A 13,494-nucleotide genomic window follows, 5' to 3' on the forward strand; every position below is an offset into this window, starting at 1 on the left:
GCCGCAGCAAGCCTTTGGAGAGGGGCATCAAGCGTTCTGGCGGTGCTGCTTTTCCAGTTTCTTCTTGATCCGGTCGCGTTTGAGCGTGGACAGGTAATCGACGAACAACTTGCCGTTGAGGTGGTCGCATTCATGCTGGATGCATACTGCGAGCAGGCCTTCGGCGATCAGTTCGTAAGGCTTGCCGTCACGGTCCAGAGCCTTGATTTTGACCTTCTGCGGGCGGTCAACGTTTTCATAGAAACCCGGCACCGAGAGGCAACCTTCCTGGTATTGCTCCATTTCGTCGGTCAGCGATTCGAACTCGGGGTTGATGAACACCCGCGGTTCGGTGCGGTCTTCGGAAAGGTCCATCACGACGATACGTTTGTGCACGTTGACCTGGGTCGCGGCAAGGCCGATGCCCGGCGCTTCATACATTGTTTCAAACATGTCATCGACCAGCTGACGCACTTCGTCGTCCACTACAGCCACAGGTTTGGCGATAGTGCGCAGACGCGGGTCCGGAAATTCGAGGATGTTCAAAATGGCCATAAGCTTGATTGCTGCACGTGTGAGGTAAAGTCGGGCGATGGCCTGGCGGGTCCGAAGATGCAGGCTACCGTTGTGAAACGTAGCTCCTTGATTTTCAGCATAGAGCAGGGAGCGAGCCACGGGGGCTCTGGCGTTTCACGCGAACGCACATAATAAAGGGATTCACCGCATGAGGAAATCACTACTCGCCCTGCTGTTTCTGGCCTCGGCCAGTACCGCGCACGGGCAAGTGCAACTCAAGGAAGGTTTTCCACAGCAATACACGGTGGTTTCGGGGGATACGCTCTGGGACATCTCCGGTAAATATTTGCGCGAACCCTGGCAGTGGCCGCAGTTGTGGCGGGCCAATCCGCAGATCGAAAACCCCAACCTGATCTATCCGGGCGACACGCTGACGCTCAGTTACGTCAACGGCCAGCCGCGCCTGACCGTCAATCGCGGCGAGTCACGCGGCACCATCAAGCTGTCGCCGCGCATCCGCACCAGTCCGGTGGCCGATGCGATTCCGAGCATTCCGCTCAAATCGATCAACAGCTTTCTGCTGAGCAACCGCATCGTCGACAAGGTCGAGGACTTCGACAAGGCGCCGTACATCGTCGCCGGCGATGCCGAACGGGTGCTCAGCGGCACCGGTGACCGGATCTTCGCCCGTGGCCATTTCGATCCGAACCAGCCGGTCTACGGCATCTTCCGCCAGGGCAAGGTCTACACCGATCCGCAGAGCAAGGAGTTTCTGGGGATCAACGCCGACGACATCGGCGGTGGTGAGATCGTCGCCACCGAAGGCGACGTCGCCACCCTCGCCCTGCAACGCACGACCCAGGAAGTGCGCCTCGGCGACCGCTTGTTCAGCGGCGAAGAGCGTTCGATCAACTCGACCTTCATGCCCAGCGCGCCCTCCACCGACATCAACGGCCTGATCATCGATGTGCCGCGCGGCGTCACGCAGATCGGCGCGATGGACGTGGTGACCCTGAACAAAGGCAAACGCGACGGTCTGGCCGAAGGCAACGTGCTGGTGGTGATGAAAACCGGGGAAACCGTGCGCGACCGGATCACCGGCCAGCCGCTGAAAATCCCGGATGAACGTGCCGGATTGCTGATGGTGTTCCGCACCTACGACAAACTCAGTTACGGCCTCGTGCTGAACGCATCGCGCTCGCTGGCGGTGCTGGACAAGGTGCGAAATCCTTAGCTGGCTTCACAAGTTACCAACAGAGTTATCCACAGCTTGTTCCGAAAGGTTCGGGCCTTATAACGGTCAAGGATGATCCATGATGATGCCTGTCTCCCCGTCGGTTTCGCCGGCAGAACTGGAAGCGCGCCTGCGCCTGCACCGCTTGCCGGAAATCGGTCCCAAGCGTTTCACCAAATTGCTCGAAGCCTTCGGCTGCGCCTCGAAGGCGATCGGCGCGCCGGCCAGCGCCTGGCGCTCGCTGGGTTTGCCGGCGGCTTGCGCCGAGGCCCGACGCTGTTCTGAAGTTCGCGACGGCGCCAGCCACGCATTGCGCTGGCTAGAGCGTCCGGATCAACATTTACTGATGTGGGACCAAGCGGATTACCCGGCCTTGCTGGCGCAGATTCCTGACCCTCCGCCCCTGCTGTTCGTCGCTGGCGACCCGCGGATTCTGGAAAAACCGCAACTGGCGATGGTCGGCAGTCGCCGCGCTTCCCGTCCGGGCATGGACACTGCCGCTGCATTTTCCCGCAGTCTCGCGGGGGCCGGATTTGTCATCACCAGTGGCCTGGCGCTGGGCATCGATGCGGCGGCGCATCAAGCCGCTGTGGATGTCGGTGGGCAAACGGTCGGCGTGCTCGGTACCGGCCTGGAAAACTTTTATCCACAGCGCAACCGTCGGCTGGCGGACGCGATGATTGCGTCCGGCAGTGCGGTGCTTTCGGAATTTCCTCTGGACACCGGGCCGACGGCGAGCAACTTCCCGAGACGCAACCGCATCATCAGCGGCTTGTCCCTCGGCGTGCTGGTGGTCGAGGCCAGTGTCGCCAGCGGTTCCTTGATCACCGCACGGCTGGCGGCGGAACAGGGGCGCGAGGTGTACGCCATTCCGGGTTCGATCCATCACCCCGGCGCTCGGGGCTGTCATCAACTGATACGTGACGGAGCCGTGTTGGTGGAAACCATCGAGCATATTCTCGAAGCCCTGCGCGGCTGGCAGCAGTTGCCGCTGTCCGCTTCGGCGCCGGATCCCGATCATCCTCTACTGGATCTGTTGCACGCCGCACCGCACACCAGCGAGGGTCTGGCCGACAGCAGTGGCTGGGCGTTGCCCAAAGTGCTGGCGGCATTGACCGAACTGGAGATGGATGGCCGCGCCGTGTGCGAAAACGGCCGCTGGTTTGCGCGCGTAAGCTAGGTTTTACATTGAAGATCGGTAAACTGCGCGAAACCTGTTTGCGGAGAGTTTTTCATGGTCAACAGTTGGCGTGTGCAACAAGCCGCACGAGAGGTTCGCGCCGGGGCGGTGATTGCCTATCCAACCGAAGCCGTCTGGGGGCTGGGGTGCGATCCTTGGAATGAAGAAGCGGTGGATCGCCTGCTGGCGATCAAGAACCGTTCGGTGGACAAGGGCTTGATCCTCGTCGCCGACAACATTCGTCAGTTCGATTTTCTGTTCGAGGATTTCCCGCAGGACTGGATCGACCGCATGGCCAGCACCTGGCCGGGCCCGAACACCTGGCTGGTGCCGCACCAGAACCTGTTGCCAGAGTGGGTGACCGGGGTGCATGACACCGTGGCGCTGCGGGTCAGCGATCATCCGCAGGTGCGGGATCTGTGCTCGCTGGTAGGGCCGTTGATTTCGACGTCGGCCAATCCGCAGGGGCGGCCGGCAGCGCGCACGCGCTTGCGGGTCGAGCAGTATTTCCGTGGTCAGGTCGATCTGGTGCTTGGCGGAGCGCTTGGCGGTCGCAAGAATCCGAGTCTGATTCGGGATCTGGCCACCGGCAAGATCGTGCGCCCGGCCTGATATCACCCTTGGTTGATTCTGTGAGTACTCCTCGGCTTCCATGGCGAGGAGTACTACGCGCGTCTACGATTTTTCCTTCATATGGCTGAAGTTACAGCCCGGTTTTTGCTTTGAATTTCTCCTTTCTACGTCAGATGAATCTTTAAGTATTCAATTGTTGTAATTTTTCCGACGTTATTCTCAGAAGCCACACAGTGGCGATTTTTCTAAAACCATTCATTATTTCAATGCGCTCAGAAAACTTCGAAAAGTTAACGGCTGCGGAGAAGAAATGGATATCAGGGATTCGCAATTAACGGATTATCTGCAGGAGATTCAGACGACCTTTAAAAGGCGTCATGAAAACTATCGCATCGTTATTCTTGAAGCAGGATCAGACACACGAGAGTTTGAACGGTTTGTTGCCCGTCATTTTCGATTGCGATTGCAACACTACATGTTGACACCCAGAGCCAGGTCACTTGAAACACGCCTGGCGATTATTTCGCGCAGTACCCACTTTCTGTTGTATCAGCACGACAGGCCCACGGCCGTATTGAGAGTGACCCCTGCGCCGTTCGAATGGGCCTCACTGGCGCAGCAGCAACTGTCTCCCGCCACGACGCTGTCGCGCCATGTCGAGTTCAGTCGCTTGATCAGTCACTCGCAAACTCAGTTCCCCATGTCGATCAACGGCCTGCTGGCCGCTGCCACGGAATGGGCGGTCACGCGGGGTTATGAGGGCGTTACCGCGCTCTGCCGATCACCGCAGCGGCGACTGTTCCAGCGCTTCGGCCTGACGCCCATCACCACCGACGCCCTTCGCATCGAACAGCGCCAACGCGGCGATTACTGGCTGCTCTCGGCTCAATGGCAGCAAATCCTCACGGCACTTCAACAGTCTGCCCACCTGCTCGCCAACCCATTGGAGACCCCCGTTGATGAATACGCCTCTCAGTTTTGAACAACAATTAAGCCTGCTCGATGAGCGAATCGAAAAATCATGGGCCGATATTCTGGAAAGTTCGCGGCTGGTGAAAGCCATCCGTGAGGGCAGCGTTTCCAAAGCCTTGTACGCGATCTATATGATTCAGACTTTTCACTACACGGCGCACAATGCGCGAAATCAAGGATTGGTCGGTGTCCGACATGCGGATAATCCGGTGTATGCCAAGTTCTGTTTTGAACATGCGGCACAAGAAGTCGGCCATGAAAAAATGGCACTGCACGATGTCATGAGTCTTGGTTTGAAGAATGAAGTGTTTGATATTCCGCCTGCACTTCCGGCCACTGATGTGCTGATCGCTTATTTATATTGGATCTCCTTTACCGGTAACCCGTTACAACGGCTTGGTTATAGTTATTGGGCAGAAAATGCCTACCAGTTCATTACTCCGCTCATCGATAGCCTGAGTGAAACACTGTCGCTAAAACCCGCTCAACTTACATTCTTCATTGCACATTCCGACATTGATATCGAGCACTTCAACGAAATCAAACTGATGCTGCAGCGCACCTGCAAGCGTCAGGAGGACTGGGATGCGATAGCCACTGTGATGGAAACCAGCCTGCGTCTGACCGGCAACATGCTCGAGGCGGTTTATGAGCAGTTCGAGGCCTGGCAAAACGGGCTGGCGCCCCGTTATGAATTCCTCCACGCCCTGGCCAACCAATGAAGGCCGCCCGCCGATGTTCCGATCAGATGGCTGGAGGCAGACATGGCTGATTATTTCGACCGGCTCAACTACACGCTTGGGGACGAGGACACCGCGCTTGAATACGCGATCCTGCCCAGACATGCCGGGCACGTGCTGGGTATCGCCGGATGTGGCGGCCGGTTGTTGCCGTTGCTGGCGGCTGCCCCTTCACGCATGACCTGTACCGACATCAGTGCGCCGCAACTGGCGTTCACCCGATTGCGTTTTGCCCTGCTGGAACAGACCGATCACGAGTCGTTCATGGCGTTCATGGGCTATCGAACGGAAGGCCTGAGGTCGAAACGCCGATCCATTTTCCAGCAACTGGTTTTACCGCCGGAGGATCGTCGCTGGTTGTCCGGGTTGTTCCAGGCCCGGCACTGGGAAGCGCCGATTTACATGGGCGCATTCGAGCAGACCCTGAAGCGCTTGGCGAAGATCACCGGACTGTTTACCGGCAAGGCCGGCCGGGGCATTTTTCAGTTCAGTCAGCTTGACGAACAAACGGAATATTACCGAAACCGCTTTCCGCTCAAGCGCTGGAAAGCCGTGATCGCGTTGCTGGGAAACGCAGCAGTCCTCAATTCGCTGCTGTACAAGGGCGCGTTTCCACCCAACAACCTGGGGATCAGTTCCCGCGCGGCGTATCTGGAAATTTTCCATACGTTGTTCACCACTCAGGTGGTCCGAGAGAGCTTTTTCCTGCAAATGCTGTTTTTTGGTGAGCTGCGTTATCCACAAGGCTTTCCACTGGAGTGCGATCCGCAGATTTTCCAGCGGGCCCGCGAGGGGCTTCGGCAGTGCGAGTTACGAGTGGTGCAGGCTGACATCCTCGACTGTGTTGCCGGGGAAACAGACATCGATTTCGTATCGCTGTCGGACGTGCCTTCCTTCATGCCCGAAGCGGCTGGCAAGAACGTTTTGCAGCGCCTGGCACCGGCCCTGGCAGAAAACGCACAGGTGGTCATGCGCGGGCATTTGCATGTGGTGCGACCCGATTGCGCAGGTTTCTGCGATATCACCCAGCAATACCAGGCAGACATTGCGCGAGAAAAAACCCAGCTCTGGCATGTCCAGGTCTATCGCCGCACACCCTCCTTGCAGGTATCCCGATGAACACTTTTCAACCGACCGTCAATTGGGTCAAAAACCGTGTCCGGCAAGCGCGAGACGATCAGCAGCAGCTATTCGATGCGGGGCTGAATGGCCTGAAGCTGGCTAAACGTGAAGGCAAAGAGATCGAACTCGAAAGCGGCGAGCGGCTGACCGAGTTTCTCTCGTGTTCTTATCTGGGGCTGGAGTGTGATCCTCGCTTGATTCAGGGGGCGATGCACTCCGTCGAGTCCTTCGGCGTGCAATTCGCCGCCGCACGGACCCGAGCGCTGTTGCCACCGATGCGTGAGCTGGATGAACTGCTGAACCGGATATTTCAGGGGCATTCAGTCACCTTCAACTCGGTGGGCAGTGCACATCTTGGCTGTCTACCGCTGCTTGGCTCCGGTGAGATGCCCTCCTATCCCATGCGTCGTGGCCCGTGCTGGATTGTCGACCGTGCCGCTCATGCTTCGATGCAAGTGCTGCAAGGCATTCTCTGGCAATTCGGCCCGATACAGCGCCGTGATTGCAGCGATGTAGAGCAGGTCGAAGAAGCGTGTTCAACGGCAGTCGCGGCGGGTAATACGCCCATTATCCTGACCGACAGCATTGGCTCGATGCGCGGTGTTTACCCGATCAATCGCCTGCTGCAACTGGCGGAGCGTTTCGACGGTTATCTCTATGCGGATGACGCCCACGGTACGTCGATCCATGGCGTGGCCGGAGGTGGTTACGCGCTGGACGCGGCGGAAGAACGACAGCGTGGCCGGCTGATCCTGGTGTCGTCGCTGTCGAAGGCGTTCGGTGCAACCGGTGGGGCAATCACCGTGCGCACCGAAGCGGATGCCGAAATGATCCGGCGTCATGCGTCGACCTACACGTTTGGCGGACCATTGTCCGTTGGCGGGGTGGGCGCGGCAGTCGCTTCGGGGAAAATCCATTTGTCGCCGGAGCTGGGCCATTTGCAGGTAGCGCTGTGGCGAAACATCGCCACGGTCGACAGGTTGCTGGGGCCGGTGCTGGGCAATCATCATGTCGCGTCCCCCATTCGTTTTGTCCGCGTCGGTGCCGAGAGAGATGCGATAAGCCTGGCGCAGCATTTGCGCCGGCAGGGCATGGCGGTCACCACCGCGGTGTTTCCGGTGGTGGCCAAGGGCGAGGCCATTTTGCGTCTGGCCATCAGCGCGAGCCACAGTCAGCTCCAGTTGGAGTCTCTGGCGAACGCCGTCCGTAGCGGATTCGATGAGCTGGGCATTCGTCAGGGAGGGCGCGGCCATGAGCAATGAACTCGTCACGGATGTATCGGCCGAGGCTCTAACACACAAATTGGCTTACGCACGCTCACTGCCATGGTTTCGTGCGCTGTATCCGAGAATCCTGGAAGTACAGGGATTGGCCGATCTCCATCGATTGCCGGTTCTGGCGGTGGAAGACGAGTCCGGCGGCGTATTGTTTTCCACCCTCGGTGAAGCCTCCCATCGAGCACCGGGCGGCGGGCTGACCCTGACCTCGGGAGGCAGCACCGGCAATCGCAAACAGATCACCCATTCCTGGGCGTTCAACGCTGCAATCGTGCCTTTGGGGGCACGGATGTTCGGTTCGACGGACGAACGCCCCGAGGTGGTCGTCAACTGCCTGACAGCCGGGGAAATGCAGGGTGCCTTTCAATACGCGGCAGCTATCGTCCAGCACATAGGCGCACGCCTGCTGCCTGCCGGTTCACAGATGGGCGTGCAGCGCGTTGCCGAGCTTATTGAGGCACACAAGGCTGATGCGTTGATATGCACTCCCTCCTTCGCCGCCGCGTTGTTCAATCATGAGAAAGTCGGCGCTGTGCAATTGTGCAGCCTGAAGTGGCTTTACTACATTGGAGAACCTTGCAGTCAAACGCTGCGCGACCAGTTGGCCCGGGACTGGCCGATGCTGAAGATCCGCTCGCTGGGCTACAGCTCGACGGAGACCGGTCCCATCGGTTTTCAGTGTGCCCATCTGGAGCACGGTTTTTTTCACCTGCATGCGGACGCCATGCTGCTCGAGGTGGTTGATTCTCTGACCCTGCAAGCTGTAACTGAAGGGGAAGCCGGTGAGTTTCTGCTGACGCCATTGCTTCCTGATCATGTGCCGTTGTTGCGTTACCGGATCGGCGATCGTGGGCGAATCCTGCGCACAGTGACGAAGTGCGACTGTGGCAGTTCCATGCCGGTACTGGCGCTTGAGGGGCGGGTGGAAACATCGATCAAACTGGGGGGCGCGATCATCACTCAGTCACAGGTGTTGCACGTACTCCGACAGCTTTTGCCGCAGCTGCAGAACACCGATGTCCAGGTGCAGATTGATCGACAGCCCGAGGGGGCACGCATGCGTCTGGTCATAGCCGAGGACGCACTGACAGCCAACACACAGAGCGTCATTGAAGATGCGTTGCAAGTCGAAGGACAGGCCAGTGCATTGCTCAGGCTGCCGGGCGTTTTGGGGTTGGAGGTGAAGCGTCTTGCCCGTCAGGAATTCGAAACTACCCTGGCCGGCAAGACGCCGTTTTTCGTGACGACGGAAAAGACCCCGGTACCGTCATGAAGATGCGCCGAGGTCATTGGTGGTCAGGGCAGCAGGACAGTGGAGCCCGTGGTGCGCCGCGCCGACAGCTCGGTCTGCGCTTTCGCCGCGTCAGCCAATGGATAACGCTGGCTGATATCCACTTTCAGCTTGCCGCTGATAATCATCCCGAACAGCTCGTCGGCCATGCGCTGCAGGTTTTCGGCGTTATTGGCGTAGGTCGCCAGGGTCGGACGGGTGACGTACAGCGAACCTTTTGCCGCCAGAATCCCCAGGTTCACTCCGTCCACCGCGCCCGACGCATTGCCGAAGCTCACCAGCAGGCCACGGGGCGCCACGCTGTCCAGCGAAGCCGGCCAGGTGTCCTTGCCAACGCCGTCGTAGACCACCGGGACTTTTTTCCCATCGGTCAATTCCAGCACTCGTTGGGCGACGTTTTCGTGGCTGTAATCGATGGTTTCCCAGGCGCCATGGGCCTTGGCCAGATCGGCTTTGGCTTTCGAGCTGACGGTGCCGATCAGCTTCACGCCCAAGGCCTTGGCCCATTGACAGGCGAGCAAACCGACGCCGCCGGCCGCTGCGTGAAACAGAATGGTTTCGCCATCCTTGAGTTCATAGGTCTGGCGCAGCAGGTACTGCACGGTCAGGCCCTTGAGCATCACGCCGGCGGCAGTTTCGAAGCTGATGGCGTCCGGCAGTTGCACCACATTCGCTTCCGGCAGAACGTGAACGTCGCTGTACGCGCCCAACGGGCCGCTGCCGTAAGCCACGCGGTCACCGACCTTGAACCGGGTGACCTCGCTGCCCACGGCCTCGACAATGCCGGCGCCCTCCGCACCCACGCCCGACGGCAAGGCCGGTGGCGCGTAAAGACCGCTGCGGTAGTAGGTGTCGATGAAGTTCAGGCCGATGGCCTTGTTGCTCACGCGAACCTGCTGCGGACCGGGTTCGGCCGGTTGATAGTCAACGTACTCGAGCACTTCGGGGCCGCCGTGGGCGCGGAACTGGATTCGCTTGGCCATCTGCCTACTCCTTGGGTCATTTGGGAAGGTCCCTATCGAACGCTCATGCTTGATCTTCGTCAACTGCGGCGTGCCGGTTTGCGATGGTATGCTACGCGCCCATTTGCGCGGGGCGCCGCGCAGTTCCGCCCGATCCAAGGTGAAGCCATGACGACCCGCACCGACGCCGTAAAGGCCTATCTGCTCGACCTGCAAGACCGCATCTGCGCCGCGCTGGAAACCGAAGACGGCGGCACGCGCTTCGTCGAAGACGCCTGGACCCGTCCGGCCGGCGGTGGCGGTCGGACCCGGGTGATCGAGAATGGCACGGTGATCGAAAAGGGCGGCGTCAACTTTTCCCACGTCTTCGGCAGTGGCCTGCCACCGTCCGCCAGTGCCCATCGGCCGGAGCTGGCCGGGCGTGGCTTCGAAGCCCTCGGCGTGTCGCTGGTGATCCACCCGCACAATCCGCATATACCGACGTCCCACGCCAACGTGCGCTTTTTCATTGCCGAGAAGGAAGGTGAAGAACCGGTCTGGTGGTTCGGCGGTGGCTTCGACCTGACCCCGTACTACGGCAACGAAGAAGACTGCATCCACTGGCACCGCGTCGCCGAGCAGGCCTGCGCGCCGTTCGGCCCGGACGTCTACCCGCGCTACAAGGCCTGGTGCGACACCTACTTCCACATCAAGCATCGCCACGAACCGCGCGGCATCGGCGGGTTGTTCTTCGATGACCTGAACGAGTGGGACTTCGACACCAGTTTCGCCTTCATGCGCGCCATCGGCGATGCGTACATCGACGCTTACTTGCCGATCGTGCAGCGCCGCAAGAACGACGCCTTCACCGCCAAACAGCGCGAGTTCCAGGAATTCCGCCGTGGCCGCTACGTCGAATTCAACCTGGTTTACGACCGTGGCACCCTGTTCGGCCTGCAATCGGGCGGGCGCACCGAGTCGATCCTGATGTCGCTGCCACCGCAAGTGCGCTGGGCCTACGACTGGAAGGCCGAGCCGGGCAGCGAAGAAGCGCGCCTGACCGAGTACTTCCTGCAAGACCGCGACTGGCTGGCTCAGGCCTGAGGACTTCTGATGGATCGTTACGTCGTTTTCGGTAACCCGATCGGCCACAGCAAGTCGCCGATGATTCACAAACTGTTCGCCGAACAGACCGGGCAGCGTCTCGACTACAGCACCCTGCTGGCGCCGCTCGAGGACTTTTCCGGCTGCGCCACGGCGTTTTTTCAGGAAGGTTGCGGCGCCAACGTGACCGTGCCGTTCAAGGAAGACGCCTATCGCTTGGCCGACAGCCTGACTGCCCGCGCCAAACGCGCGGGTGCGGTGAATACTTTGAGCAAACTGGCCGACGGCAGCCTGCTCGGCGATAACACCGACGGCGCCGGGCTGGTGCGCGATCTGACGGTCAACGCCGGGGTCAGCCTCGCCGGCAAACGCATTCTGCTGCTCGGCGCCGGTGGCGCGGTGCGCGGTGCGCTGGAGCCGTTGCTGGCGGAGAAACCAGCCTCGGTGATCATCGCCAATCGCACGGTGGACAAGGCCGAGCTACTGGCCGAACTGTTCTGTGATCTGGGGCCGGTGTCGGCCAGTGGTTACGACTGGTTGCGCGAGCCGGTGGACGTGATCATCAACGCCACCTCCGCCAGCCTCACCGGCGATGTGCCGCCGATTGCCCCAAGCCTGATCGAGCCCGGCAAGACCCTGTGCTACGACATGATGTACGGCAAGGAACCGACCGCATTCTGCCGCTGGGCCAGCGAGCATGGCGCGGGCGTGGTGATGGACGGGTTGGGCATGTTGGCCGAACAGGCTGCCGAAGCCTTTTTCCTGTGGCGCGGCGTACGTCCGGACACTGCGCCGGTCCTGGCGGAGTTGCGTCGGCAGTTGGCGCAGTAACCCCTGTAGGAGCGAGCCTGCTCGCGATGACGTCGCCAGATCCAGCATCAATCTGACAGACAGACAGATCGCCATCGCGAGCAAGCTCGCTCCCACAACGGGTTCTTCTTCAATCTTCAAAGCGAATCGGGCATTTCTCCGGCCCTTCGAGTTTGCGCAACTCCTCCACCACCTGCGGTCGCGCCTGACGCAAGGTCAGGCTGCGATCCTGGCGCAGCAGGCGCCGGGCTTCCTGATGGAGCATTTCCACGCCGGAATAGTCGATGAAGTTGATCTGTTGCGCCTCGATCACCACCCGCGCGCCGTGCATCCGTTGCAGGCGCACTTGCAAGTAGTGGCTGGCGCCGAAGAAGATCGAGCCGCCGACCCGCAGTACATCGTCTTCGCCATCGCGCCAGTGCTGCACCCTCGGCTGCGAAGTGCGCTTGAGGTAGAAAAACAACGAGGCCAGCACGCCGGCATAGATCGCCGTCTGCAATTCCAGCAGCAAAGTGGCGACGCAGGTCAGGCTCATCACCACAAATTCCGCCCGGCTGACCCGCAGCAGCGCACGAATGCCGCGATGATCCACCAGTCCCCAGGCGATCAGCAGAATGCTGCCGGCCATGGCCGGGATCGGAATATGCGCGATCAGCCCCGCACCGAAAATCGCGAACAGTGCCACCCACAACGCCGAAAACACCCCGGCCAGTGGCGAACACGCCCCGGCCTCATAGCTCAGCCCGGAACGGGTGAACGAGCCAGCGGACAACGATCCCGAAAAGAACGCCCCGACAATGTTCGAAAGCCCTTGCGCGCGCACTTCCTGGTTGGCGTCGAGCAGCTGTTGCGAGCGTGCGGAAATCGAACGGGCAATCGACAGGCTGGTGACCAGCCCGAGCATGCCCACCGCCACGGCACTGGGCAGCAGGCGCAGGATCAGGTCCATATCCAGCGGCAATCCACTGAACGGCGGCAGGCGCCCGACAAACGCGCTGACCAACTGAACGTGGCCGAACATCGCCGGCCACAGCCACACCGCCAGACTGCCGAGCACCAAGGTCATCAACAGCGTCGGCCAGCGTGGCAGCCATTGTTTGAGCAGCGCACCGACCACCACCGTGGCGACACCGAGGACCAGCGACGGTTTATCCACAGCCCCGAGATGGCGCAGCAGATCCATCAGGCTGGCCAGCGCCGTGGCCTTGGCCGGCAGATCCAGTCCCAGCAGGTTCGGCAATTGACCGATGGCAATCACCACCGCCGCGCCGAGGGTGAAGCCCAGCACCACGGAATGCGAGACGAAATTCACCAGCGCGCCGAAGCGCAGCAGGCCGAGCAACCACTGGAAAATCCCGGCGAGGAAGGTCAGTAGCAGGATCAGGGTGATGTAGTCCTGTGATGCAGGCACCGCCAGTGGGCTGACACTGGCGAACAGCACAATCGAAATGGCCGCTGTCGGGCCGCAGATCAAGTGCCACGACGAGCCCCACAGGCAGGCGATCAATACCGGAACGATGGCGGCGTAGAGCCCGTATTCCGGTGGGAGACCGGCGATCAGGGCGTAGGCAATCGACTGGGGCAACGCGAGAATCGCCCCGCTGAGGCCGACGACCAGGTCCCGCCCGACGCTGGCGCGGGTCTGCCGGGGCAGCCAGGTCAGGAAGGGGAAAAGTGAGCGACGGCTGGGGAGGGCCATGGATCCTCTCGGTTTGGGATGGGTGGTGTGTGAAGGGTATCAGGGTGTCAATCAGG

Annotated in this window: 13 protein-coding genes; 10 read left to right on the forward strand and 3 right to left on the reverse strand. The window is 60.5% G+C overall.

Going from position 1 to position 13,494, the window contains the following annotated elements:
• Positions 1-27 precede the first annotated feature (27 nt).
• Entirely contained in the window at positions 28-534 is a 507-nt protein-coding gene (gene def / locus L6D74_RS03185; protein ID WP_007954104.1) for a peptide deformylase, read from the reverse strand.
• A gap of 169 nt (positions 535-703) precedes the next feature.
• Here def and L6D74_RS03190 point away from each other — a divergent pair, with 169 nt between their 5' ends.
• The 8 genes from L6D74_RS03190 to L6D74_RS03225 all read left to right on the forward strand — a co-directional run bounded on the left by L6D74_RS03190 (position 704) and on the right by L6D74_RS03225 (position 8,866).
• Positions 704-1,729, forward strand: coding sequence for a LysM peptidoglycan-binding domain-containing protein (locus L6D74_RS03190; RefSeq protein ID WP_064592411.1), 1,026 nt, complete (start codon positions 704-706; stop codon positions 1,727-1,729).
• Positions 1,730-1,808: 79 nt separating this feature from the next.
• A complete protein-coding gene (gene dprA / locus L6D74_RS03195; protein ID WP_236187648.1) occupies positions 1,809-2,909 on the forward strand; it encodes a DNA-processing protein DprA in 1,101 nt (366 codons plus the stop codon).
• 54 nt (positions 2,910-2,963) lie between these two features.
• Positions 2,964-3,521: an L-threonylcarbamoyladenylate synthase type 1 TsaC gene (tsaC, locus tag L6D74_RS03200; protein ID WP_085612492.1), complete on the forward strand. Its 558-nt coding sequence runs from the start codon at positions 2,964-2,966 to the stop codon at positions 3,519-3,521.
• Positions 3,522-3,792: 271 nt separating this feature from the next.
• Positions 3,793-4,464, forward strand: a complete 672-nt coding sequence (locus L6D74_RS03205) for a GNAT family N-acetyltransferase (RefSeq protein WP_236187649.1) — start codon at positions 3,793-3,795, stop codon at positions 4,462-4,464.
• Positions 4,442-5,176 carry an iron-containing redox enzyme family protein gene (locus L6D74_RS03210; protein WP_236187650.1) on the forward strand — a complete coding sequence of 245 codons (735 nt, stop codon included), beginning with the start codon at positions 4,442-4,444 and terminating at the stop codon, positions 5,174-5,176. Before L6D74_RS03205 ends, L6D74_RS03210 begins: the two co-directional genes overlap by 23 nt.
• Positions 5,177-5,218: 42 nt before the next feature.
• Positions 5,219-6,313, forward strand: coding sequence for a DUF3419 family protein (locus tag L6D74_RS03215; RefSeq protein WP_236187651.1), 1,095 nt, complete (start codon positions 5,219-5,221; stop codon positions 6,311-6,313).
• Complete coding sequence (locus L6D74_RS03220; protein ID WP_236187652.1) at positions 6,310-7,578, forward strand: aminotransferase class I/II-fold pyridoxal phosphate-dependent enzyme; 1,269 nt, start codon at positions 6,310-6,312, stop codon at positions 7,576-7,578. The genes L6D74_RS03215 and L6D74_RS03220 overlap by 4 nt, the downstream gene beginning before the upstream one ends.
• Positions 7,568-8,866, forward strand: a complete 1,299-nt coding sequence (locus L6D74_RS03225) for a phenylacetate--CoA ligase family protein (protein WP_236187653.1) — start codon at positions 7,568-7,570, stop codon at positions 8,864-8,866. Before L6D74_RS03220 ends, L6D74_RS03225 begins: the two co-directional genes overlap by 11 nt.
• A 23-nt stretch (positions 8,867-8,889) precedes the next feature.
• Here L6D74_RS03225 and L6D74_RS03230 read toward each other — a convergent pair whose 3' ends face one another.
• Entirely contained in the window at positions 8,890-9,867 is a 978-nt protein-coding gene (locus L6D74_RS03230) for an NADPH:quinone reductase (protein ID WP_236187654.1), read from the reverse strand.
• A gap of 147 nt (positions 9,868-10,014) precedes the next feature.
• Between L6D74_RS03230 and hemF the strand changes: the two genes are divergently transcribed.
• The gene (hemF, locus tag L6D74_RS03235; RefSeq protein WP_236187655.1) at positions 10,015-10,929 is read left to right on the forward strand and encodes an oxygen-dependent coproporphyrinogen oxidase; all 915 of its coding nucleotides are present in this window, start codon (positions 10,015-10,017) and stop codon (positions 10,927-10,929) included.
• A 9-nt stretch (positions 10,930-10,938) separates the two neighbouring features.
• Positions 10,939-11,760, forward strand: coding sequence for a shikimate dehydrogenase (gene aroE, locus L6D74_RS03240; RefSeq protein WP_236187656.1), 822 nt, complete (start codon positions 10,939-10,941; stop codon positions 11,758-11,760).
• Between the two features lie 109 nt (positions 11,761-11,869).
• Here aroE and L6D74_RS03245 read toward each other — a convergent pair whose 3' ends face one another.
• Positions 11,870-13,438 (reverse strand): SulP family inorganic anion transporter, encoded by a 1,569-nt coding sequence (locus L6D74_RS03245; protein WP_236187657.1) that lies wholly within the window; start codon positions 13,436-13,438, stop codon positions 11,870-11,872.
• Positions 13,439-13,494 lie beyond the last annotated feature (56 nt).

The sequence above is a fragment of the Pseudomonas pharyngis genome (assembly GCF_021602345.1).
GTDB classification, from domain to species: domain Bacteria; phylum Pseudomonadota; class Gammaproteobacteria; order Pseudomonadales; family Pseudomonadaceae; genus Aquipseudomonas; species Aquipseudomonas pharyngis.

Coding starts and splice junctions, on each gene's coding strand:
- def (WP_007954104.1), bottom strand. CDS start 534: ATGGCCATTTTGAACATCCTCGAATTTCCGGACCCGCGTCTGCGCACT.
- L6D74_RS03190 (WP_064592411.1), top strand. CDS start 704: ATGAGGAAATCACTACTCGCCCTGCTGTTTCTGGCCTCGGCCAGTACC.
- dprA (WP_236187648.1), top strand. CDS start 1,809: ATGATGATGCCTGTCTCCCCGTCGGTTTCGCCGGCAGAACTGGAAGCG.
- tsaC (WP_085612492.1), top strand. CDS start 2,964: ATGGTCAACAGTTGGCGTGTGCAACAAGCCGCACGAGAGGTTCGCGCC.
- L6D74_RS03205 (WP_236187649.1), top strand. CDS start 3,793: ATGGATATCAGGGATTCGCAATTAACGGATTATCTGCAGGAGATTCAG.
- L6D74_RS03210 (WP_236187650.1), top strand. CDS start 4,442: ATGAATACGCCTCTCAGTTTTGAACAACAATTAAGCCTGCTCGATGAG.
- L6D74_RS03215 (WP_236187651.1), top strand. CDS start 5,219: ATGGCTGATTATTTCGACCGGCTCAACTACACGCTTGGGGACGAGGAC.
- L6D74_RS03220 (WP_236187652.1), top strand. CDS start 6,310: ATGAACACTTTTCAACCGACCGTCAATTGGGTCAAAAACCGTGTCCGG.
- L6D74_RS03225 (WP_236187653.1), top strand. CDS start 7,568: ATGAGCAATGAACTCGTCACGGATGTATCGGCCGAGGCTCTAACACAC.
- L6D74_RS03230 (WP_236187654.1), bottom strand. CDS start 9,867: ATGGCCAAGCGAATCCAGTTCCGCGCCCACGGCGGCCCCGAAGTGCTC.
- hemF (WP_236187655.1), top strand. CDS start 10,015: ATGACGACCCGCACCGACGCCGTAAAGGCCTATCTGCTCGACCTGCAA.
- aroE (WP_236187656.1), top strand. CDS start 10,939: ATGGATCGTTACGTCGTTTTCGGTAACCCGATCGGCCACAGCAAGTCG.
- L6D74_RS03245 (WP_236187657.1), bottom strand. CDS start 13,438: ATGGCCCTCCCCAGCCGTCGCTCACTTTTCCCCTTCCTGACCTGGCTG.